23 protein-coding genes are annotated in these 22,378 nt (G+C 57.6%); 16 read left to right on the forward strand and 7 right to left on the reverse strand.

Going from position 1 to position 22,378, the window contains the following annotated elements; genetic code table 11:
- The first annotated feature begins 237 nt into the window (after positions 1 to 237).
- On the forward strand, positions 238 to 1,662 hold the full coding sequence (gene lpdA / locus ACEQFP_RS02715) for a dihydrolipoyl dehydrogenase (protein WP_005294878.1): 1,425 nt from the start codon (positions 238 to 240) through the stop codon (positions 1,660 to 1,662).
- A gap of 62 nt (positions 1,663 to 1,724) precedes the next feature.
- Here lpdA and ACEQFP_RS02720 read toward each other — a convergent pair whose 3' ends face one another.
- Positions 1,725 to 1,982: a hypothetical protein gene (locus ACEQFP_RS02720; RefSeq protein ID WP_005282737.1), complete on the reverse strand. Its 258-nt coding sequence runs from the start codon at positions 1,980 to 1,982 to the stop codon at positions 1,725 to 1,727.
- A gap of 283 nt (positions 1,983 to 2,265) precedes the next feature.
- Between ACEQFP_RS02720 and acnB the strand changes: the two genes are divergently transcribed.
- The 3 genes from acnB (at position 2,266) to yacL (ending at position 6,190) form a co-directional block, all read left to right on the forward strand.
- Positions 2,266 to 4,863 (forward strand): bifunctional aconitate hydratase 2/2-methylisocitrate dehydratase, encoded by a 2,598-nt coding sequence (gene acnB / locus ACEQFP_RS02725; RefSeq protein WP_005294881.1) that lies wholly within the window; start codon positions 2,266 to 2,268, stop codon positions 4,861 to 4,863.
- A 143-nt stretch (positions 4,864 to 5,006) separates the two neighbouring features.
- On the forward strand, positions 5,007 to 5,675 hold the full coding sequence (locus tag ACEQFP_RS02730; protein ID WP_370546960.1) for a tellurite resistance TerB family protein: 669 nt from the start codon (positions 5,007 to 5,009) through the stop codon (positions 5,673 to 5,675).
- A gap of 152 nt (positions 5,676 to 5,827) precedes the next feature.
- The gene (gene yacL, locus ACEQFP_RS02735; RefSeq protein WP_005282745.1) at positions 5,828 to 6,190 is read left to right on the forward strand and encodes a protein YacL; all 363 of its coding nucleotides are present in this window, start codon (positions 5,828 to 5,830) and stop codon (positions 6,188 to 6,190) included.
- On the opposite strand, the gene yddG is transcribed toward yacL, so the two are convergent.
- On the reverse strand, positions 6,174 to 7,070 hold the full coding sequence (yddG, locus tag ACEQFP_RS02740; protein ID WP_035596135.1) for an aromatic amino acid DMT transporter YddG: 897 nt from the start codon (positions 7,068 to 7,070) through the stop codon (positions 6,174 to 6,176). The two genes, yacL and yddG, sit on opposite strands and share 17 nt — an antisense overlap.
- 286 nt (positions 7,071 to 7,356) lie before the next feature.
- On the reverse strand, positions 7,357 to 7,704 hold the full coding sequence (locus ACEQFP_RS02745) for a YacC family pilotin-like protein (RefSeq protein ID WP_005282754.1): 348 nt from the start codon (positions 7,702 to 7,704) through the stop codon (positions 7,357 to 7,359).
- A 288-nt stretch (positions 7,705 to 7,992) separates the two neighbouring features.
- Between ACEQFP_RS02745 and hpt the strand changes: the two genes are divergently transcribed.
- Entirely contained in the window at positions 7,993 to 8,529 is a 537-nt protein-coding gene (hpt, locus tag ACEQFP_RS02750; protein ID WP_005282756.1) for a hypoxanthine phosphoribosyltransferase, read from the forward strand.
- 159 nt (positions 8,530 to 8,688) lie between these two features.
- Here hpt and can read toward each other — a convergent pair whose 3' ends face one another.
- Both can and ACEQFP_RS02760 read right to left on the reverse strand, forming a co-directional pair.
- Positions 8,689 to 9,351, reverse strand: a complete 663-nt coding sequence (gene can, locus ACEQFP_RS02755; protein ID WP_005282758.1) for a carbonate dehydratase — start codon at positions 9,349 to 9,351, stop codon at positions 8,689 to 8,691.
- A gap of 90 nt (positions 9,352 to 9,441) precedes the next feature.
- On the reverse strand, positions 9,442 to 10,125 hold the full coding sequence (locus ACEQFP_RS02760; protein WP_047060395.1) for a winged helix-turn-helix domain-containing protein: 684 nt from the start codon (positions 10,123 to 10,125) through the stop codon (positions 9,442 to 9,444).
- Between the two features lie 212 nt (positions 10,126 to 10,337).
- On the opposite strand from ACEQFP_RS02760, the gene ACEQFP_RS02765 reads away from it, so the two are divergent.
- The 11 genes from ACEQFP_RS02765 (at position 10,338) to ACEQFP_RS02815 (ending at position 20,305) form a co-directional block, all read left to right on the forward strand.
- Positions 10,338 to 11,264 carry an ABC transporter ATP-binding protein gene (locus tag ACEQFP_RS02765; protein ID WP_005282766.1) on the forward strand — a complete coding sequence of 309 codons (927 nt, stop codon included), beginning with the start codon at positions 10,338 to 10,340 and terminating at the stop codon, positions 11,262 to 11,264.
- Entirely contained in the window at positions 11,261 to 12,031 is a 771-nt protein-coding gene (locus ACEQFP_RS02770) for an ABC transporter permease (RefSeq protein WP_005282769.1), read from the forward strand. Before ACEQFP_RS02765 ends, ACEQFP_RS02770 begins: the two co-directional genes overlap by 4 nt.
- Before the next feature lie 185 nt (positions 12,032 to 12,216).
- The gene (locus ACEQFP_RS02775; RefSeq protein ID WP_005282771.1) at positions 12,217 to 12,651 is read left to right on the forward strand and encodes a PTS sugar transporter subunit IIA; all 435 of its coding nucleotides are present in this window, start codon (positions 12,217 to 12,219) and stop codon (positions 12,649 to 12,651) included.
- A 543-nt stretch (positions 12,652 to 13,194) separates the two neighbouring features.
- The gene (gene agaR, locus ACEQFP_RS02780; RefSeq protein WP_005282778.1) at positions 13,195 to 13,968 is read left to right on the forward strand and encodes a transcriptional repressor AgaR; all 774 of its coding nucleotides are present in this window, start codon (positions 13,195 to 13,197) and stop codon (positions 13,966 to 13,968) included.
- Between the two features lie 128 nt (positions 13,969 to 14,096).
- Positions 14,097 to 15,278 carry an SIS domain-containing protein gene (locus tag ACEQFP_RS02785; protein WP_370546959.1) on the forward strand — a complete coding sequence of 394 codons (1,182 nt, stop codon included), beginning with the start codon at positions 14,097 to 14,099 and terminating at the stop codon, positions 15,276 to 15,278.
- Between the two features lie 3 nt (positions 15,279 to 15,281).
- Positions 15,282 to 15,764: a PTS N-acetylgalactosamine transporter subunit IIB gene (gene agaV / locus ACEQFP_RS02790; RefSeq protein WP_005282780.1), complete on the forward strand. Its 483-nt coding sequence runs from the start codon at positions 15,282 to 15,284 to the stop codon at positions 15,762 to 15,764.
- A 16-nt stretch (positions 15,765 to 15,780) separates the two neighbouring features.
- Positions 15,781 to 16,569, forward strand: coding sequence for a PTS N-acetylgalactosamine transporter subunit IIC (agaW, locus tag ACEQFP_RS02795; RefSeq protein ID WP_035596126.1), 789 nt, complete (start codon positions 15,781 to 15,783; stop codon positions 16,567 to 16,569).
- Positions 16,559 to 17,452: a PTS system mannose/fructose/sorbose family transporter subunit IID gene (locus ACEQFP_RS02800; RefSeq protein WP_035596120.1), complete on the forward strand. Its 894-nt coding sequence runs from the start codon at positions 16,559 to 16,561 to the stop codon at positions 17,450 to 17,452. Before agaW ends, ACEQFP_RS02800 begins: the two co-directional genes overlap by 11 nt.
- Positions 17,453 to 17,461: 9 nt before the next feature.
- The gene (gene agaF, locus ACEQFP_RS02805; protein WP_005282783.1) at positions 17,462 to 17,899 is read left to right on the forward strand and encodes a PTS galactosamine/N-acetylgalactosamine transporter subunit IIA; all 438 of its coding nucleotides are present in this window, start codon (positions 17,462 to 17,464) and stop codon (positions 17,897 to 17,899) included.
- A 114-nt stretch (positions 17,900 to 18,013) separates the two neighbouring features.
- Positions 18,014 to 18,868, forward strand: a complete 855-nt coding sequence (locus ACEQFP_RS02810) for a tagatose bisphosphate family class II aldolase (RefSeq protein ID WP_370546958.1) — start codon at positions 18,014 to 18,016, stop codon at positions 18,866 to 18,868.
- Between the two features lie 105 nt (positions 18,869 to 18,973).
- Positions 18,974 to 20,305 carry a polysaccharide deacetylase family protein gene (locus tag ACEQFP_RS02815; RefSeq protein ID WP_337977492.1) on the forward strand — a complete coding sequence of 444 codons (1,332 nt, stop codon included), beginning with the start codon at positions 18,974 to 18,976 and terminating at the stop codon, positions 20,303 to 20,305.
- Here ACEQFP_RS02815 and ACEQFP_RS02820 read toward each other — a convergent pair.
- Entirely contained in the window at positions 20,289 to 21,782 is a 1,494-nt protein-coding gene (locus ACEQFP_RS02820; protein WP_370546956.1) for a glycosyltransferase family 39 protein, read from the reverse strand. The two genes, ACEQFP_RS02815 and ACEQFP_RS02820, sit on opposite strands and share 17 nt — an antisense overlap.
- Positions 21,783 to 21,924: 142 nt before the next feature.
- Complete coding sequence (gene panD, locus ACEQFP_RS02825) at positions 21,925 to 22,305, reverse strand: aspartate 1-decarboxylase (protein WP_005294898.1); 381 nt, start codon at positions 22,303 to 22,305, stop codon at positions 21,925 to 21,927.
- Positions 22,306 to 22,378: the final 73 nt, after the last annotated feature.

The following is a 22,378-nucleotide window of genomic DNA, read 5'->3' on the forward strand; positions in this document are numbered from 1 at the left end:
GAATCGATGGCTGGATTGAGGCTGGCTCGCGTCAGCTTGATAGCCCGCGTCACCTGACGACAGAACATCTCTTTACAGAATTATTAACATCTCTGTAAACTGTGATGCGCGACAGGTGTCCCGGCGGAAGCCGCGCCCTCACCGTGATGATTACGGGTGGGGGAAGGCGGTAGGCGTGCAGGCCAGGATGCCGCCACGGTGCATCCACACCGCCGGAAAAACAATAAAGAGGTCATGATGAGTACTGAAATCAAAACACAGGTCGTGGTACTTGGCGCAGGCCCGGCAGGGTATTCTGCGGCATTCCGCTGCGCGGATTTAGGGTTAGAGACGGTTATCGTTGAGCGCTATGCCACCCTGGGCGGGGTGTGTCTGAATGTCGGTTGTATCCCTTCGAAGGCGCTGCTGCACGTGGCTAAAGTGATCGAAGAGGCTAAGGCGCTGGCGGAGCATGGTATCGTCTTCGGTGAGCCGAAGACGGACATCGATAAGATCCGTACCTGGAAAGAGAAAGTCATCAGTCAGTTGACCGGTGGTTTGGCCGGGATGGCGAAAGGTCGTAAAGTCCGTGTCGTCAATGGATTGGGTAAGTTCACCTCGGCGAATACGCTGACCGTGGACGGCGCCGATGGCCAGACGGTGATCCGTTTTGATAACGCGATTATCGCCGCTGGTTCGCGCCCGATCCAGCTGCCTTTCATCCCGCATGATGATCCGCGCGTATGGGACTCTACCGACGCACTGGCGCTGAAGTCCGTACCGAAGCGTATGTTGGTGATGGGTGGCGGTATCATCGGCCTGGAGATGGGGACGGTTTACCACGCGCTGGGTTCCGAGATCGACGTAGTCGAAATGTTCGATCAGGTGATCCCGGCGGCGGATAAGGATGTGGTGAAGGTTTTCACCAAGCGTATCGGCAAGAAGTTTAATCTGATGCTGGAGACCAAAGTCACCGCCGTTGAGGCGCGTGAAGATGGGATCTACGTCTCGATGGAAGGGAAGAAGGCACCGGCTGAGGCTCAGCGCTATGACGCGGTGTTGGTCGCCATCGGTCGTGTACCGAACGGTAAATTGATCGACGCGGGTATGGCTGGCGTCGAAGTGGATGAACGTGGCTTTATCCATGTCGATAAGCAGCTGCGCACCAATGTGCCGCATATCTTCGCCATCGGCGATATCGTCGGCCAGCCGATGTTGGCGCACAAAGGGGTGCATGAGGGTCATGTCGCCGCCGAGGTGATCGCCGGCATGAAGCACTACTTCGATCCGAAAGTGATCCCGTCCATCGCCTATACAGAGCCGGAAGTTGCATGGGTCGGTATGACGGAGAAAGAAGCGCGCGAGAAGGGTATCAGTTATGAGACCTCGACCTTCCCGTGGGCGGCCTCCGGCCGCGCCATCGCCTCCGATTGCGCGGATGGCATGACTAAGTTGATCTTCGACAAGGAGTCGCATCGCATCATCGGTGGGGCGATCGTCGGGACCAACGGCGGTGAACTGCTCGGTGAGATCGGCCTGGCCATCGAGATGGGCTGCGACGCGGAAGACATCGCCCTGACTATCCATGCTCACCCGACCCTGCATGAGTCGGTTGGCCTGGCGGCGGAAGTCTACGAAGGTAGTATCACCGACCTGCCGAATCCGAAAGCGAAGAAGAAATAATCGCGTGAGATAACGCAAAAACGGCTCCCAGCGGGAGCCGTTTTTTTTGATTGTCGCTGTGCTTAGTCGTGCCGAAAACCGATAAAAAAGGCGATCGCCGGTATGCAGATCCCCAACCCGAGCGCGCCGAGGAAGTAGTTCATTCCCCACAGAAAGCCTTCGTGATCCAACTCATCTTGTCCGAGCAGACAGCGATCCAGCGCCAGCGCATTCATGCTATGGCTGATCTTGATCAGGTAGAACAGCGCGCCGACGGCCAGGATCAACGAGAGGATTTGCAGCAGCGTCAGACAGCGTCGCTTATTGATTGTTAATGACATGGTCGCTCCCAGGCTGGCGAAAGCGAGGCATGATACAGAAAAATTGGCCGAGATAAATACAAAACAGATCAAATCTGTGTATTAATCATCCATAATTGGCCGTATAAAAAGGTTTTTATGGCGTTATGTTGCTTTTTTGTAAAGCATTTAACACTATGGCTAAATACTGATATGCTGGGAAAGCATATCCGGGTATCCGGCGAGCCGCAAGGTTAGCGTCAGGCGGCGGCACTCCACCGGTATCCCGGTACTTACAATGACAATGAGAGCGAGGAGTCGAGTCGTGCTAAAAGAATACCGTGAGCACGTCGCCGAGCGGGCGGCCCTGGGTGTGGTTCCTAAGCCGCTGGATGCGGCGCAGATGGCGGCATTGGTCGAGTTACTCAAGGCACCGCCAGCGGGGGAAGAGGCGCTATTACTGGATCTGTTGATCAACCGTGTGCCGCCGGGTGTCGATGAGGCCGCCTACGTCAAGGCCGCCTTCCTGACCGCCTTGGTGAAGGGGGAGGCGCACTCTCCGTTGATCAACGCGGCGAAGGCATTGGAACTTCTGGGCACCATGCAAGGCGGCTATAACATTCACCCGCTGATTGAGGCATTGGATGATGAGACATTGGCCCCGATCGCCGTACAGGCGCTCTCCCATACCCTGTTAGTCTTCGACAGCTTCCATGATGTCGATCAGCGCGCACGTGCCGGTAATCCTTTCGCTCGCCAGGTGTTGCAATCCTGGGCCGATGCCGAATGGTTCCTGTCGCGTCCGGCCCTGGCAGAGAAGTTGACGGTGACGGTATTCAAGGTCAGCGGCGAGACGAACACCGATGATCTGTCGCCGGCGCAGGATGCCTGGTCGCGTCCCGATATCCCGTTGCATGCTCAGGCGTTTTTGAAAAATCCACGCGAGGGGATCACGCCGGATCAACCCGGTGTTGTTGGGCCCATTAGCCAGATACATGCATTGGCCGAGCAGGGGTATCCGCTCGCCTATGTCGGTGACGTCGTCGGTACCGGCTCTTCGCGCAAGTCTGCCACCAACTCGGTGCTGTGGCTGATGGGGGAAGATATCCCCTTCGTCCCCAATAAGCGGGCCGGTGGGGTGGTACTGGGTGGCAAGATTGCCCCGATTTTCTTTAATACGATGGAAGATGCCGGGGCATTGCCGATTGAGGTCGATGTCAGCCAGTTGCATACCGGCGAGGTGATCGATATCTATCCTTATCGCGGTGAGATCCGCCGCCATGCCGACGATACGCTGCTCGCCAGCTTCACCCTGAAGACAGAGGTGCTGTTGGACGAGGTGCGCGCCGGTGGACGAATTCCGTTGATCATCGGTCGTGCGTTGACGGCGCGGGCCCGTGAGGCGTTGGATCTGCCGCCGAGCGAGGTGTTCCGCCTGTCGAAGGCGGTCGACGAGAGCGACAAGGGTTACACCCTGGCGCAGAAGATCGTCGGACGTGCCTGCGGCGTTGCCGGCGTGCGTCCCGGCCAATATTGCGAACCTCGGATGGCCTCCGTCGGCTCGCAGGATACGACCGGCCCGATGACGCGCGACGAGCTGAAGGATCTGGCCTGTCTCGGTTTCTCCGCCGATCTGGTGATGCAATCCTTCTGTCATACCGCCGCCTATCCGAAGCCGATCGACGTGCAGACACACCACTCGCTGCCGGACTTCATTATGAATCGTGGCGGGGTCGCGCTGCGTCCGGGCGATGGCATTATTCACTCCTGGCTTAACCGCATGTTGCTGCCGGATACTGTCGGTACCGGTGGGGACTCTCATACCCGCTTCCCGATCGGTATCTCCTTCCCGGCTGGCTCTGGCCTGGTCGCCTTCGCCGCCGCGACTGGGGTGATGCCGCTGGATATGCCCGAATCGGTGCTGGTGCGCTTTAAGGGGCAGATGCAACCGGGGATCACCTTGCGAGACTTGGTGCATGCCATCCCCTACCAGGCGATTCAACAAGGGCTGTTGACCGTTGAGAAACAGGGTAAGAAGAATATCTTCTCTGGCCGTATTCTGGAGATCGAAGGGTTGCCACAACTGAAGGTTGAACAGGCTTTCGAGCTGGCCGATGCCTCGGCCGAGCGTTCGGCGGCAGGTTGCACCATTAAGCTGGATCAGGCACCGATCGTCGAGTATCTGGAGTCGAATATCGTATTGTTGCGTTGGATGATTGCCGAGGGGTATGGCGATCGTCGCACCTTGGAGCGTCGTATTCAGGGCATGGAAAAATGGCTGGCCGATCCGCAACTGTTGGCGGCGGATAGCGATGCCGAGTATGCCGCGGTGATCGAGATCGATCTCGACAGCATCAAGGAGCCTATTCTGTGCGCGCCGAATGATCCCGATGATGCTCGGCCATTATCTCAGGTGGCGGGAGCCAAGATCGATGAGGTCTTCATCGGCTCTTGCATGACCAATATCGGTCATTTCCGTGCCGCCGGTAAGCTGCTCGACAGCCATCGGGGGCAGATCCCGACGCGCCTGTGGGTTGCGCCACCGACACGTATGGATGCGGCGCAGCTGACGGAAGAGGGGTATTACAGCGTGTTCGGTAAGAGTGGCGCGCGTATTGAGATCCCGGGGTGTTCGCTGTGTATGGGCAACCAGGCTCGAGTCGCCGATGGGGCGACGGTGGTCTCTACCTCGACGCGTAACTTCCCCAACCGCCTCGGCACCGGTGCCAATGTCTATCTCGCATCGGCTGAATTGGCAGCGGTCGCGGCGCTATTGGGACGCTTGCCGGATGTCGCGGAGTATCAGCAGTTCATGGCGCAGGTCGATGCGTCGGCGGCGGATACTTATCGCTATTTGAACTTTAACCATCTCGCCCCCTATACCGATAAGGCCGGGCAGGTGATCTTCCAGACTGTGGTCTGATCCTGCGTGTATATGGGGAGGGGAGCTAACCGAGTTGGCTCCCCTTTTTTATTGTTGTTACATACTATTGCATAAAGGCGACATAACTTGACGCTTAACTTCTTAATCTCATAGCACTCTATTTGGCGAAGGGGATAACGCGGATGAGCAAGAGCTGGCTGAATCAACTGCAGTCACTATTAGGTGACACGAAGGGGAATAAAGCGGGAGCGGAAGGGCTGAGCAAACTGCTGGCTCCGGCCGCGCTTGGCGGCTTGGCTGGCGTGCTGATGGGCAATAAGTCGGCACGCAAACAGGCCGGGAAGTTGGGGAAGAATGCCTTACTGATCGGTGGTGGTGCGGCTATCGGCGCATTGCTATGGAATCAATATCGTGCGCGGGTGAAGGCGAACCATCGCGACGAACCACAATATGGCCAACAGAGTGCGCCGCCGGACGCACGCGTGCGTCGCCTGGTGCAGGCCTTGGTGTTTGCCGCCAAGAGCGATGGCCACATTGATGAGCGTGAGCAACAGGCCATCGATGAAAGCCTGTCCCGAATGGCGTTGGGCGAGGAAGCCCGTCAGTGGATCGATCAGGCCTTGGCTCAGCCACTCGATCCTAAGCGGTTGGCGCAGGGGGTAGGCGATGAAGAGGAAGCACTAGAGATCTATACCTTGAGCTGTGCGGTAATCGACATCGATCATTTTATGGAGCGTAGCTATCTGGATGCCTTAGCCCAAGCATTGGGCATTCCATCGGATGTGGCCGCCGATCTAGAACGGGAGTTAGCCGCCCGAGCGGAGGCGGCCCCGGCGCGCTTGACCCCTTAAGCGATTTTTGCTGAAATCGCCCGTCAGACAGCGCGGAGGCCATGGCCTCCGCGTTATTTTTTATAGATTGCGACGCGGATTTCAGGCCATCTAACCGCGCTGGTTTACACTAAAAAGAGTCCCCTTGCGGGGTAGTAAAGGAGGGACTGGCTGTGGATTATGAATTTCGCCACGATATTGGCGGCCAGGTGGTCGCCGTATTTTCTATGGGGCATGAGGCCGTGGGCCATTGGCTCAATGAAGAGGTGAAGGGCGATCTGACTCTCGTGACAGAGATCGAGCAGGCGGCTGCCGAGCTAAAGGGCAGCGAGCGGCAATGGCAGCGAGTCGGGCATGAGTACACGCTGTGGCTGGATAGCGAAGAGGTGATGGTGCGCGCCAATCAACTTGCCCTAGAGGGGGATGAGTTGGATGAAGGCATGCGTTACTACGATGAAGAGAGCCTCGCCTTGTGCGGTCTGGAGGACTTTCTACAGGTATTGTCACGCTATCGCAGTTTCATTTTGCGGCGTTAGCCGGCGATGGGCGACTCGCGCTCCAGCATAAGAGCGATCCCACCACGACTAAACCGACACCGGACCATAGGCTAGTCGGGGTTGGCGCCGCCAGCCAAAACGCCGCGATGGCGATGGAGAGTAACGGCGTGAAGTAAGAAAGGGCAGCGACCAGTGTGGCGTTGCCCTTTTTCATGGCCTGATCCCAGCAGAGGTAGGCGGCGGCGGTGCTCCCCCCCATGAGCAACAGTTCGCAGAGGGCGGTCCTATCGAGCCGTATCGTCGGCTGAGGCGTCGCCAGCCATAACCCCCATAGACAGAGGGCGGTCACCAGCAGGAACAGCGGCAGGGCGCTGTGGCTCGGATGATAGTGGCGTAGCAGATTGGAGTAGAGCGCCCAGGCGAAGGCGGCGGCGAAGGCCAGGCTATAGGCGATGGGATTACTGCCGAGGTTATGCAGCAGGACGGCGATGGCGATGCCATCATTGCCTGCGACCACCCACACGACGCCGGAGAAGGCCAGCAGGACGCCGGGCCACAGCCACCAACGCACGCGTAACCCTAAGAGTGGCACGGCGAACAGTAGGGTGAGGCTGGGCCACAGGTAGTTGATCAGTCCCAGCTCCAGGGTCTGGCTATGGCTGTGCGCCAGGCCGATAGCGAGGGCAAAGGCCACCATATAGAACACGAAGAGCGCACCACACCCCCAGAGATAGCCGAGCGGTTGGCCGCGGACGCGCGGTGCTCCCGTCGTACACCACACCAGGATGCCGCTGAGGGAATAAATCGCCGCCCCGGCGCCGGTCGGCCCGAATGCCTCGGCGAGACTACGCGTCAGGGCGACGCTCATACTCCAAAGTAGAATGGCGCAAATCCCCCATAATGTGGCGCGTTGTTGCATGACGATCCTCCCTGTCCTCTGCCGCGTCGATGACTGTAACATGTTTCGTGCAGAGCGATAGACGATGGGTGATGAAATGATTTCACCTGGCGTTTAGGAGGCGTCGGGATGATGAGGGCGTCGCTACTGGCGAGGCTGTGTCGAGTGCCGATATGGCGAGATCTGGGTTGGTGTTAGCGACTATGAGCGCAGGCCCCTCTGTTGGGTGAGCTACGGCTCACTTATCCCCAATAGGGCAACGTGCCTGCGCTATTTGCTGCACGGGTCTACGGGATGGCGGAGGGCGCTAGTTAGCGTAGGCGAGCAAGCCTAAGGAGTCACGGGCCAGGTATTTGCATTTGGTCTCTATCGGCATGGCGATACGACTTAAATCGTGGTAGCTCTCTTCACCCAGTTTCTTCATCTTTTTGGTATTGTAATTACTCATATCCCAGCCGTTGCGGCTGGCGAAAAAGACAATCGCGCGCTTAATCTGGCTATTGGGCAACTCGTGATAACCACAATCATTTTTTAAATAGACAAATATCGCGGTCAAATCAGCCAAGTCCTCCGCCTGCATCTCATCAAGCGCGCGACTGGATGTGGTAAAACTTAATAAGCCCAACAGCAGTAACAGTAGCGAGGATTTTTTCATACCGGGAAACACAGTTTGTTATTGTATTAGGACGGTACCATATTTCACCGCCTAGGCTACAGCCTGATATTCATTTTTAATATGAAATCAGAGTAATTTATTAAATAAGAATATCGCTACCCGCGCGGTCAGGTGACGCGCAACCGTTTAAGAAGCCCCCTTAGCCTGCTATACTCTGCGCCCTTAACAAGCCGCGCTGTTTTGTGCCCTTGGGCGGGAAGGCCCGTCGGCGCAGGGCAGGTTGATTTTGCCGTCCACGCGCGACGGCACATACGCAAGGTAAAAGCGATGAAACATACCGTAGAAGTCATGATCTCGGAAGATGAGATCAAGGCACGCGTAGCCGAACTGGGACGCCAGATTTCCGAACGTTACCGTAACAGTGGCAAAGAGCTGGTGTTGGTGGGGCTGCTGCGCGGCTCCTTCATTTTTATGGCCGACTTGTGCCGCCAGATCAGCGTACCGCATGAAGTCGACTTCCTGACGGCCTCCAGCTATGGCAATGCCATGAACAGCTCACGCGATGTGAAGATCCTCAAAGATCTGGATGAAGATATCCGCGACAAAGATGTACTGATCGTTGAAGACATCATTGATTCCGGTAATACCCTGAGTAAGGTGCGTGAGCTATTTAGCCTGCGTGGCCCGAACTCGTTGGCGATCTGTACCTTGTTGGATAAGCCGAGCCGCCGTGAAGTCGAGGTCCCGGTCGAGTATATCGGTTTCTCGATCCCGGATGAATTCGTGGTTGGCTTTGGTATCGACTACGCTCAGCGCTATCGTTACTTGCCTTATATCGGCAAAGTCATCATGCAGGATGAGTGATAGGCCGTAACGGGTATCACCATCGGATGAGATAAAGGCGGCCTAGGCCGCCTTTTTGCTTTATGTTTCCCCCGATCGTATAGGGGATAGTCTATGGTTGGCGCACAATCAATCCGTTGACCGGACAGCGTTTTTTTATTGACCTAGACGATGGCCGCCTCAACCTTCTTGCGCTTGCTGTTGTAACAGCTTCGCCATCGCGTTGCGATAACGCAACTCCAGGCTCTCGCGGCTGGTGGTCGTGATGTCCAGATCGTGTAGGCGTCCATCCTGTAAGCCATAGACCCAGCCGTGGATCATCACCTTCTGGCCGCGCGTCCAGGCCGATTGCAGGATCGTGGAGTGACCCAGGTTATACACCTGTTCAATGACGTTAAGCTCGCACAGGGTATCCATACGTTTCTCCGGCGGCAGCTCGCCCAGCAATGTGCTGTGTTTGTACCAGATATCGCGGATATGCAGCAGCCAGTTATTGATCAGCCCTAACTCTGGGTTAGTGATGGCGGCCTCAACGCCCCCGCAGCCTAAGTGACCGCAGATGATGATGTGCTCAACCTGTAGCACATCGACGGCATACTGTACCACGGAGAGGCAGTTTAGGTCGGTATGGATGACCAGGTTGGCGACATTACGGTGTACAAACAACTCCCCCGGTTGTAGACCGGTTAACTGCTCTGCCGGGACGCGGCTATCCGAGCAGCCGATCCACAGAAAGCGTGGACGCTGGGATTCGGCCAGTTTAGTAAAGAAGTGAGGATTGTCCTCCTTTACCTGCTGCGACCAGGCCTGGTTATTCGCGATCAGTCTCTCGATTTCTTTCATCAGGGTTAATCATCTGTAACAGGAAAGACGCTAATATAGGCCAATCCGCTCGCTTTGGAAATCGGAACAGTGGGGCGAGCCGCGCCGGTATCACTCGATGCTAAACCCGACGCCATGATGCGTTTTTAAGGGAATAGCGTGCGGAGTAATGCGTTGTAGCTTGGCGCGAAGCGTCTTGAGATGGCGATCGACGCAGCGTTCGCCACTCTTCTCATTCAACGGTCGTAGCAGGTCATTCAACTGGCGGCGCGTGAATACCTGGCCCTGGTTTTGTAACAAGGTTTTTAACAACAGGTATTCCGCCCGCGTTAACTGTAAGGCATGGCCATAATAATGGGCACAGTTACGCGCCTCGTTAAGGGTGAAGTCGCCGTAGCACTCCAGGCGGGTAGCTCGGGCATGCGTTTTATCCGGGTGTTGTAGCAGGGTGCGTAATCGAGCACAGACTTCGCGTGCGGAGAAGGGGGCGACGATAGCCGTGCTGTGCGGCGGGGCTTCGCTACTGAGTTGTGTCAGTTGCTCGCTGTTGTCGGCGAAGAAGAGCAAAGGGAGGGCGGGATGGCGTGTTTGTAGCACGCGCCCAAGCGCGATGCCTGAGCCGTCGGGGAGGACGGTGTGTACGATAGCTAACTGAGGAGTTTGTTGTTTCAGGGCGTCAAGGGCGGGCTGGCTGTGGCTAAACCAGCATACGTTAAACCCTTCCGTTTCCAGCGTATAGATCAGCGAGTCGGCGACGTCGGCCCGATCTTCGATAAGCCAAATTAACGGTGGCACAGGATGTCTTCCACGACAGCAATGAATCATTGCATCATAGCAAAGTAAGCCCGCCCGTGGCAGCAGCGTGATTTCACCCGACACGCCATGTAACATATAATTATACCGTCTTCGCCTACGGGGCGCGCCGTTTTGCCGCGCTTGCGGAGCGAGTCGGTGCTTACCCAGTCACTTCCAAAGCAAAACGCTTGACGTAAGGTTGACCCATCGCCATGACTAATGCTCTCGAGCTATCACAGCTCACCAAAACCTATGCCGGCGGCGTTCAGGCGCTGCGTGGCATTGATTTAACCGTCGAGGCCGGCGACTTCTATGCGCTGCTAGGACCCAACGGCGCAGGAAAATCGACCACTATAGGCATCATTAGTTCGCTGGTTAACAAAAGCAGCGGGCAAGTGAGTGTATTCGGTTACGATATCGATCGCGATCTGGTCAACGCCAAACGCCAGTTGGGATTGGTGCCACAGGAGTTCAACTTTAACCCGTTCGAGACGGTATTGCAGATCGTGGTAAATCAGGCCGGTTATTACGGCGTGACCCGTCATGAGGCGATGCAACGCGCCGAGCGCTATCTAAGTCAGTTGGATCTATGGCAAAAGCGTAACGAGCGGGCGCGGATGTTATCGGGGGGAATGAAACGTCGCCTGATGATCGCCCGCGCGCTGATGCATCAGCCGAAACTGTTGATCCTCGATGAGCCGACCGCCGGGGTGGATATAGAGCTGCGCCGGGCGATGTGGGGATTTCTCAAGGAGCTGAACGCGCAGGGCACCACCATCATTCTCACCACCCACTATCTGGAAGAGGCGGAGATGCTGTGTCGTAATATCGGCATCATTCAGCATGGTCTGCTGGTGGAGAACACCTCGATGAAGGCCCTGCTGGCCAAGCTTGAATCGGAAACCTTTATCCTGGATCTGGCGCCGAAGAGCCCGTTACCCCGTCTGGAGGGGTATCGGTATCAGTTGTGCGATACCGCCACGTTGGAGGTTGAGGTATTGCGTGAGCAGGGACTGAATGGCCTGTTCAGCCAGCTGAGCGCTCAAGGGATCCAAGTATTGAGTATGCGTAACAAGGCCAACCGGTTGGAGGAGTTGTTTGTGTCATTGCTCAACGATGAACAGGAGAAACAGTCATGAGCCGTTTGTACTGGGTGGCGCTGTGCAGCATCTGGAGTAAAGAGGTTCATCGTTTCGCCCGTATTTGGGTGCAGACGCTGGTACCGCCGGTGATCACCATGACGCTGTATTTCATCATTTTCGGTAATCTGATTGGCTCGCGCATCGGCGAGATGCATGGCTTCAGCTATATGCAGTTTATTGTGCCTGGGTTGATCATGATGTCGGTGATCACCAACGCCTACGCCAACGTGGCCGCCTCTTTTTTTAGCGCTAAATTTCAACGCAGTATTGAGGAGTTGCTGGTCGCGCCGGTGCCGACCCACGTGATCATCGCCGGTTATATCGGTGGTGGGGTAGCCCGTGCCGTATGCGTCGGCTTCCTGGTGACGTTGGTCTCGCTGTTTTTTGTCCCGCTGGTGGTCAACAGTTGGCTAGTGGTCGTAATGACGTTGCTGTGCACCGCGATCCTGTTCTCTCTGGGCGGGCTGATCAATGCGGTATATGCGCGTACTTTCGATGATATCAGCCTGGTACCGACCTTTGTACTGACGCCGTTGACCTACCTGGGCGGGGTATTTTATGCGCTGAGCTTGCTGCCACCCTTCTGGCAGGCGGTCTCCAAGCTCAATCCCATCGTCTACATGATCAGTGGATTCCGCTATGGCTTCCTGGGGATCCATGACGTCTCCTTAACGCAAACCTTTGCCGTCCTGCTGGGTTTTATCGTCGTGCTCTACCTGATGGCTTGGTATCTTATCGAGCGAGGCCGTGGCTTACGTAGTTGATTCTGCGCTATCTTGCAGTGCCTGCCGCTGATCACAGGGCAGGCGCTGTAAAATCCACCATTTCCGCCTAACTTCACACTCCTGATGCGCCGTTGCCTGTGATTGCTGCCAGCCAGGTCATTTCCTGCTACACCATCCTTATTGAGAGGCGCCGCATGGCGCGCAGCGTGCAGGGGTGAAGATCTATGCTGGGTATCGTATTCGCCGGTCATAGCGGCTTTGGTAGCGGGATGATGAAGGCATTGACGCAGCTGCTGGGTGCCCGCCCGATCCAATGTATCGGCGTGGAGTTTAGCGACGGGGTCAGTAGCAATATGCTGAGCCGTATGATGTGCGATGCGCTCCACCAGGTGGATAGCGGCGATGGGGTCGTGATCATCGCAGATATTCTCGGGGCGCCACCCTTTCGGGCCGCGGCGCTGATGTGCCATAAGCATCCACACTGCGAGGTCGTGGTCGGTGTCAGCCTGGCGGCGTTAGCCGAGCAGTGGCCACAGCGCGGAATCGGTGATGCCGTCGCCTTCCGTGAGGCGCTCCTGGCGCAGACGCGCAATCACGTCACGAGTCTATGGCATGAGCAGAGCCGCCAGGCGGCGCTATTTATGCCGCCGGAGTCCTAAGCGCGTAGCCCATAGTGTGATCCGCCCCGCCGCCGATGATGCTTCGCCACTCTTTCTATTCGGTTGCTTTCCCCGTCATATCACCGACTACGCCCATCCTTTGATGGGATGAGTCGCTCCCACGATTTTGCCGCATGGCTGGCCGTGATTACCCATTGTGATCACTGGCAGGGTGATCGACGTCGCCTGCCTCGCCTGCCGCTTACGTTGTGTGCATGATCGCGGGGTAAAAGACAAAAATGTGATCTCCATCGGTTAGACAACGCAACGTTCAGTCACCATTTTCTCCCGATATTTCTTTCGCTTGCTAACGCATCGTGAGTTCGTTAAGGGCATCAATGGGGAATGTGATGACATCTGCGCGCCAGATTGATCGTAGTGAAAACCTTTCGGTTGGCAATTAAGTGAAAGGTTTTTGCCCTTGATCTGACGGAAAAATAAGCTGCAACTGCGATCACACCTTCCTCGCTATTCCTTTGCTGTAATTCTCATACGCCGAATGAAAACGATTACATCTGTGATTGACCGCACTTGGAGGTGGGCATGGGCATCGATACCGTAAAACGCCGCGAGCAGATTATCGATCAGTTGTGCCAGGAGGGCAGCGTGCGGGTTGAGCAGTTGCGTCACCACTTTAGTGTTTCCAGTGTGACTATCCGCAACGATCTGCGCTATTTGGAGCGCAAGGGGTGCGCATTGCGTTCTTATGGTGGCGCGATGTTGAACCAGCAGTTTGTGTTCGATCGGCCATTGCACGATAAGGGGCGCTTGAATCGCGATGTGAAGTCGCGCATCGCTGCCCGAGCGGCTGCGTTGGTGCAGGATGGCGATACCTTGATCCTTGATTCTGGCTCGACAACGGCACAGATCGTCCCGTTTCTTAAGGCGCGTCGAGATCTGGTGGTGATGACCAACGCCCTGAATATCGCCTGTGAATTGACCGGTTATGAGCAAGTTGAGGTACTGGTTTTAGGCGGCAATATGCGGCCTAACTCGTACTCACTGTATGGTCATGCCGCCGAGCAGCAGCTGCGCCAGTATCACTTCGACCGCTTATTCCTCGGTGTCGATGGCTTTGATCTGGAGTGTGGCATTACCACTCCCCATCGCGGCGAGGCACAACTCAACCGAGTGATGTGTGATGTTGCCAGCGAGATTATTGCCGTCGTTGATGCCAGTAAATTCGGGCGAAAAAGCTTTTGTACCATTCGCGGCGCGGCACAGATCCAACGTGTGATCACCGATAGCCGCATCCCGGAGGTGTATCACCGTACGCTGCTTGATTTAGGCGTGGAGGTGATTATCGCCGACGGTTGATGGTGTTTGCCTGCCGTCCCTTTGCCCTATGAGAACGCAGTCGCTTTGCGGCCGTGCGATGGGGAGCCTTTGCTCCGCGTTTGGCCACGAAGCCGTTCACGTCATGAGTCAGTCTGAGGAGTCAGTAGATGTGTGATGATGTTTTAGGCTATTCCCCCGCGTGGTTGCAGGCGCATGGTGCCTGGCATACCGCGCATGAGATAGCGCAACAGCCGCGACTGTGGCAGACCTTACACCGAACGTTGCATGAGGAACAGGCGCGTTGGCAGCCTTTCTTAGCGGCCGTGCTGGCGCAGCCCAATCTTCAGATCGTGCTGTGTGGCGCCGGATCGTCGGCGTTTGTCGGGCGGGCGTTGGCGCCCTGGCTACGAGAACAGTGCGGGTGGGAGGTGGTGGCCTACGCGACGACCGATATCGTACCGTCGCCACGACAATACTTGGATCCTCGCCGGCCGACATTGCTGGTCTCTTTCGGCCGCTCCGGCAACAGTCCGGAGAGCGTGGCGGCGCTGGCGCTGGCCGATCGTTTGTTACCCCGTTGCTTTCACCTGTTGTTGACCTGTAACCCCGACGGTGAGTTGGCTCGTTATGCCGAAGGGCGTGCGAACGCCTGCTCACTGATCATGCCGCAGGGCTCGCACGATCAAAGTTTTGCCATGACCTCAAGCTTCAGTTGCATGATGCTGGCCTGTGCGCTGTTGCTCGGCCCACACGCCTTGGCAGAGAGCCCCGACGGGCTACAACGGATGATGGCGTTGTGCCGCCAGGTGTTACCCGTGTGGCTACCGGCGATCAAACAGCTCGCCGGGCGTGGTTTTCAACGCCTGCTGGTGCTGGGGAGTCGCGCCTTTACCGGTGTGGCCGAGGAGGCGGCGTTGAAAATGTTGGAGCTAACGGCGGGGCGCATCGCGACCCGTTACGACTCCGCCATGGGATTGCGCCACGGCCCGAAGTTTATGGTCGGCCCACAAACGCTGGTGGTGACGATGTTGAGCGCCGAGCCTTACTGCCGTTGCTACGATCTCGACTTGTTGGCTGAGCTGCGTCGGGATGGATTGGCGCAGGAGATCGTGGCGTTGAGCGGTGCCGTAGAACCCGATGCGCTCTCCCTGGCAAGCGACCTTGATGAGGTTTGGCTGTTATTCCCCTTTCTGTTGTATCTGCAAATCTTGGCCTTTGAAACCTCACTGGCCCTGGGCATCACGCCAGATAACCCCTGCCCGAGTGGCGAGGTGAATCGCGTGGTGCAGGGGGTGGTGATCCATGATTATCCGCTAACGCATTCCCCGATAACCGAGATGGAGGTGTGAATTATGTCGCAACCCAACATCCTAATGACCCGGATCGATAACCGCTTGGTACACGGGCAGGTTGGTGTGACCTGGACCAATACCCTGGGCGCCAATCTGGTTCTGGTCGCTAACGATGCCGCCGCTGCCGATCCTGTCCAACAGAACTTGATGGACATGGTGGTTGCCGACGGCGTACAGACGCGTTATTTCACGCTGCAGAAGACGATCGATGTGATCCACAAGGCCGCCGATCGCCAAAAGATCTTCCTGGTCTGTAAGACGCCTCAGGATGTGTTGACCCTGGTACGCGGCGGTGTCCCGATCCAGTTTGTTAATGTCGGCAATATGCATTTCTCCGAGGGAAAACGCCAGATCCACAAGACGGTCTCGGTTGATGACGACGATGTGGCCGCTTTTCAGGCGCTGAGTTCGCTCGGCATCGCATGCGAGATCCGGCGCGTGCCAGATGAGGCCGGCGAACCGATTAACCGGCTGTTGGGCTGACCCCAGGAGGCGAATCATGTTAACCGATGCATTGTTGATTGGACTGCTGGCGGGGATTGCCGGCATCGATCTGTTCGATGGTTTGACCCATATTCACCGTCCGCTGGTGATCGGCCCGCTAGTTGGGCTGATCTTAGGTGATGTCTATACCGGCCTGCTGGTCGGCGGGACATTAGAGCTGGTGTGGATGGGAATGGTGCCGCTGGCCGGTGCCCAGCCGCCTAACGTGGTCATCGGCGGGGTAATCGGCACCGCATTTGCCATCCTGACGCATGCCGACCCCAAAGTCGCTATCGGCGTGGCGGTGCCGTTCTCCATCGCGGTACAAGGGTGTATCACCCTGCTGTTTACCGTCTATTCGCCGATGATGCATCGCTGCGATGAGATGGTGAAAAAACTCAACTGGCGTGGCGTCGAATGGGTGAACTATGCCGGGCTGCTGATCCTATTCTGCTTCTACTTCATCGTCGCCTTCCTGCCGGTCTATCTGGGGGCCGATGCGGCCAGCGCCATGGTCGCAAAGGCACCGACATGGTTATTAGACGGCCTCTCCGTCGCCGGCGGAATGATGCCCGCCATCGGCTTCTCGCTACTGATGAAGATCATGATGAAGAAGACCTATGTGGCCTATTTCATTTTGGGGTTCATCTCGGTCACCTTCCTCAATATGCCGATTATCGCGGTGGCGTTGGGCGCCCTGGCGATCGCCCTGATCGACTTTTTTAACCGTACCCGTCATGACAATACGCCGGAGCCGCGTGCGAACGCCTCCCACAACCAGGAGATGGAAGAAGATGGCATTTAACGAGAGTGATGATGTGCAGCTCGCCAAGGCGGAGAAGCGTATGGCGCAGGCGCTGGCGACCAGCCGCGTGGAGCGTGATGACTATGTCGATCAGACTCCCGGGCAGGCGTTGAGTCGGCGAGATATCAATATCATGGCCTTGCGATCCCTGTTATTGCAAGCCTCCTTTAACTACGAGCGTATGCAGGCGGGTGGCTGGTTGTACACCCTGATCCCAGGGCTGCGCAAGATCCATCGCAATCCGGAGGATCTGGCCAACTCGATGAAGATGCATATGGAGTTTATCAACGTCCACCCATTCGACGTGACCTTCCTCTCCGGTCTGGTGTTGGCGATGGAGCGCGGCAAGGAGCGAATCTCCACCATCCGTGCGGTCAAGGTGGCGTTGATGGGGCCGCTGGGGGGGATCGGCGACGCGTTATTCTGGCTGACGCTGTTGCCAATCTGCGCCGGTATCGGGGCATCGTTGGCGCTCGAGGGGAGCCTGTTCGGACCGGTGGTATTCCTGCTGTTATTTAACGCCGTCCATTTCGCCCTGCGCTTCGGCCTGGCGCACTACGGCTACAGTGCGGGGACCAGCGCCTTGGCGTTACTGAAGACCCACACCAAGAACATCTCCCATGCGGCTTCGATCGTCGGCATGACGGTGATTGGGGCGCTGGTGGCCTCCTATGTGCATCTCTCGACGCCATTGGTGATGCATGCCGGCAAGGCGACGGTCGCGCTACAGAAAGATGTTCTGGATAAGTTGATGCCCAATCTGCTGCCACTCTGCTTCACCCTATTGGTGTACTGGTTGATGAAGCGTGGCTATTCGCCGATCAAACTGATCGGGGTGACGGTATTGATCGGCATCGCTGGCAAATGGGTCGGTTGGCTCTAAGGAGGCCTCATGTTGGGCATCGTGATGACCGGGCATGGTCGTTTTGCCAGCGGCTTGCTACAAGGCGTGGAGCAGGTGGTGGGCCCCCAGATGCAGTGCCAGGCGGTCGACTTTCCCGAGGGGATGAGTACGGTCGCATTGGCGCAGGCGTTAAATGCGGCGTGCCGAGCCTGTGACAGCGGCGAGGGCGTGGTGATCCTCAGCGATCTGTTGGGAGGCTCGCCATTCCGCCAGGCGGCATTGTTGGCAGCACACCATGGCTATGAGTTGTTGACCGGTACCAATATGCAGTTGGCGGCGGAGATGATGCTGGAGCGTGATGGGCTCAGCGTTACTGCATTTCGCGATCAGGCATTGGCGTGTGGTCGTCGGGGGCTGACCAGTTTGTGGCACGAGTGTCAGCATCAGGGGGCGCATCAAGCCCGATCAGATGTCGATGGTATCTAGGCCGTGTGTGATGGGTTGCTTAAGTGGTCGTAGCCCGAAGATGACCCCCACCATGGCGAGGCGAATCGCCGCGCCGTGTGGGAGACATCGGCTAACCGAGAGGGGGAAGTCGTTATGTATCTGATCGCCAATCGTGAGATGTTATACCGTGCGCAGCGCGAGGGGTATGCGGTGCCGGCCTTCAACATTCATAACCTAGAGACGATCCAGGCGGTGACTGAAACCGCCGCCGAGTTGGCCTCGCCAGTGATCCTGGCGGGCACACCGGGGACCTTCAGCTACGCCGGTACCGATAATCTGGTGGTGCTCTGTCGCCAGGCTGCCGCTCGCCATGACTTGCCACTGGCCTTGCATCTGGATCACCATGAATCGCCCACCGACATTGGCGCTAAGGTGCGTGCCGGTGTGCGCTCTGTGATGATCGATGCGTCAGCGTTGCCTTTCGCTCGGAATATCGCGACGGTGGCGGAGGTGGTGCGCTTCTGTCGGCGTTATGGTGTCAGTGTGGAGGCGGAGCTCGGGCGACTCGGCGGGCAGGAGGATGACAGGCAGGTCGATGAGGCGGAGAGTCGGCTGACCGATCCCGAGGCGGCGGCCGAGTTCGTCGAGCGTAGTGGAATCGACTCACTGGCCGTGGCGATCGGATCGGCGCATGGTTTGTATCGGGGTGAGCCACATCTCGACTTTGCTCGCCTGGCGGCGATTCGCCAGCGTGTGGCGATTCCGTTGGTGCTGCATGGTGCATCGGGATTGCCGGCCGAGATGGTACGTGAGGCGATCGCTTTGGGGATCTGCAAGGTGAATGTCGCGACGGAGTTGAAGATCGCCTTCGCCGACGCGTTGAAGCGTTATTTCCACGCGCATCCCGAGGCGAACGATCCCCGTCAATATATGGCCGCCGGGAAGCAGGCGATGCGTGCCGTGGTCGCCGAGAAGATCCGGCTTTGTGGTAGTGCCGGGCGCTTGTAACGCCCCGGGATAAACGTCGGCGGCGGCTTTGGCGAGCGTCGCCAACGCGTGTTATGCTGAAAACATCACTCATTGGGCATTGGATGCCCCATATTGATTGTTTTCATGTATAAGTCTTTCTGCTGGGCGGGATTACTCCTGCTGGTTTCGTTCTCGACGCTGGCGCAGCCATCGTTGCCGTCTGCATCGACATCGGATTCGATCGTTGCCCGCTATATGGTCACCGCACACGCGAGCACGGTCTATTCGCCGGTCGGCGATCGCATCATTCCGGTCGCGCGCCTTCAGGCCGGGACACTGCTCGAAGTGCAGCCGGATGAGACGGGGTACTTTATCTTTCGTTTCGCTAACGCCAGCGGTTTTATTGCGCGCGATGCATTGGTGCCAGCCTCGCCGCCACTGCCCGCCGCGCGCGAGGTGGCATTGCTGCACCGCAAGAGTCGGGACTATCTGCTGACTTTGCATCCTGTGATGATTTATGGCCGTAGCGACCTCCAGTCGCCGCCGTTGGCGACCTTAGCCGCCAATCTACGTTATCCCATCCTGGCGGAAGAGACCGATACGACGGGTCAGCGCTGGATGGTGATCAACCTGGGCGGGCGCTTAGCCTATGTGCGTGCCGATAAGGTTGAGCTGGATAACGGTATTCCGATCCTCACCTACCATCACATCCTGCGTAACCAGGATAACCATCGTTTCCGTCATACCTCGACAACCACCTCGGTCGAGGCATTTGACAGCCAGATGGCCTACCTGCGCCAGGCCGGCTATCTGACCATCTCCCTCTATCAGTTAGAGGGGTATTTGCGCGGCAATGAAAACCTTCCGGCGCGAGCCGTGGCGTTGACCTTCGACGATGGGCTAAAGTCGGTTTACCGCTACGCCTATCCGATTCTGAAGAAAAACGGTCAGCGGGCGACCGCGTTTATCGTCTCCTCGCGTATTAAGCGCCACCCACAGCCGTGGAACCCTAACGGCTTGCAGTTTATGAGCCTGTCGGAGCTCCGCGCCATCCAGTCGGTATTCGATATTCAGTCGCATACCCATTTTCTGCATCGCCTCTCGGCAGATAAGCGGCCGATCCTGCTGCAACGCAGCCAACACAATATTCTGTTCGACTTCGCCCGTTCGCGTCGTGCGCTGACACAGTTTAATCCGCATGTGCAATACCTCTCTTATCCTTTTGGCGCCTTCAATCGTAAGGCGATCGAGGCGGCGCACCAGGCAGGCTACCACATGGCGGTGACCACCATGCGCGGTAAGGTACGGCGTGGCGATAATCCCTACACCTTGAAGCGACTGTATGTATTGCGTACCGACTCGGTACAGACCATGGCGCGCTTGATCGCCAATCGGCCACAGGATGTGCCACCGGTCGATACGCCGGTTCCGATCCGCCTCCCTCCGCTCATGCAGAGCGTTATTCCGCTGGATTAGTCCCGCGGCGCGGGGGAACGATCGCCAGGCAGAGCGGCTGATGCGGCGCGCCGGGCTGGGCGACGAAGTCGATTTGACGGTAGGCATGTGGCTGGAGTTCCGGCCAATCGCGCCAGACGGCACGGAAAGCGGCCGGGGAGCAGGGGGCTCCCAGTCGGCCAACCAGTAATACGCCATCACGCTCGATACGCGCCTGGGTGATCCCCGGCGTATAGATATTGGGTGGGGTAGGGGTGTCTCTCTGCCAGGGTTGAATGGTGCGTGGGCGCGCTATGGCATAGACCAATAACCATTGATGCAGATAGTCGCCGCCCACCAGGCGTAGTGGTGTCGGGCTCTGCTGGCGCCAGAATGTCTCCGCCTGTCGCGCGAAGGGCTTCAACCCGCTCCACTCCTGCCCACAGCCGCGTAGATCCAGCAGGTAGACTACGGCATAACCGCATAGTACCAGCGGCGCGAGCAGAGATAACCCTCGGCTGAGACGGCGAATCTGCCGTGAGGATACGCCGCGCAGGCTGGCGCAGAGCAGTGCGATGGCGGGTATGACGAAGGGCTGTAGCCATTCGGTGATGCGACCGCCACGATAGAGCGTCAGCCACAGTAGGATCAGCGCTAAGGGGATCAGCAGCATAAGCATGGATAGGCGTAGCGCCCCCGGTGCTGGCCAATGTAGCCGCCCCCCGCTCAGATACACCAGTAGGGTCATGATGAGCAGAGGGTAAAATACAGTCAGCATCGCGAGGCTGGCATGTAGATTCGGTTCAGGATGCAGTTGACCGCTCACCCAGTGGATAGCGGCGAACTGGTGCTGGGTGAGCCATAGCGCGTTAGGCGTGACTAAGGCGAAATAGATCGCGATCGCCAGCCAAAAACGGCATTGGCGGTAGAGGGGGCGAAGCGGGGGGCTGATGAGGGTGGCGAGCAACAGTAACAGCAGCAGCGCCACGGTGGAGTATTTTGCCATCGTCGCGAGTCCGGCGAGCAGGGCGAATAATGGCCACCCCCAGCGGGGTGAGTCGGTAGCTAATGCTCGCGCCAGCGCCCAGAATAGCCAGGGCCACAGGCCGACTAATAGATAATTGTCGTTATACGGCAGCATGTCGATGTTAATGCTGCCTGAGAGATTCAGACTCATCAAGGCCAGCCAGGCGAGATCGGCTCGGCCGGTGAGGCGGCGAGTCAACATCCAGACCCCTAGCATACCGCCAGCGATGACGACAAAGTGGCAGAGATACCAGTAGTGCTCGGGAGATAAGGCGGGAAAGTAGAGCAGTGACCGCATCATCGCGCCGACTAGCCAGGGATTTTTCGGCGATCCCCATTCACCGTTCTGCCCCCAGTTCATCGCCTCGACGGCATCATAGGGGAGCGCCGGGTCTAGGTATTGCGTTACCCCCGTCCAGAGAAGGATATAGAGCAGTAGCCACCCTAGCAGGCGGCCTGGCGGGGCGCGCTGTGGCCAACGGCAAATCGTCATGCCTGGCTATCCTTAGCGGCGTCATCGGGGTAAGCGAAGGGCTTAGGGGGCGGGGGATGCACGTCACCAGAGTATGAACGATAGCGCGAGAAATGCGAGGTAGCGGCGTACTAGAGCGGGACGTTAGCCCCGCAGCCGGCGATCAGGCGACCTGGACCGGGACAGACTTGGCCAGGCGTTTCATCTGGTTGTCCCCATCGAAGTAGGCCACCCTCGGATGGTGTGTCCGGGCCTGTTCGTCGGGCATCTGCACATAGCTACAGATGATCAGTTTGTCGCCGACGCAGGCGCAGCGAGCGGCGGCGCCATTGACGGAGATGATCTTCGAGCCGGGTTCGGCGGCGATGGCGTAGGTGGAGAAGCGCTGACCATTATCGACGTTGTAGATGTCGATGGCCTCATATTGCAGGATACCGGCCGCGTCCATAAAGTCCTGATCGATGGCGCAGGAGCCTTCATAATTCAGGTCGGACTGGGTGACTTTCACGCGGTGCAGTTTGCCCTGCAGCATTGTACGTACCATAGTGTAATACCTGTAATCATCGTAATGGAGCCGCCGAGCGGCCCGGTAAAAATATGACGTAAACCATCCATTC

Origin of the sequence: Edwardsiella sp. A.80236 (assembly GCF_044540725.1) — a bacterium.
Lineage (GTDB): Bacteria > Pseudomonadota > Gammaproteobacteria > Enterobacterales > Enterobacteriaceae > Edwardsiella > Edwardsiella tarda.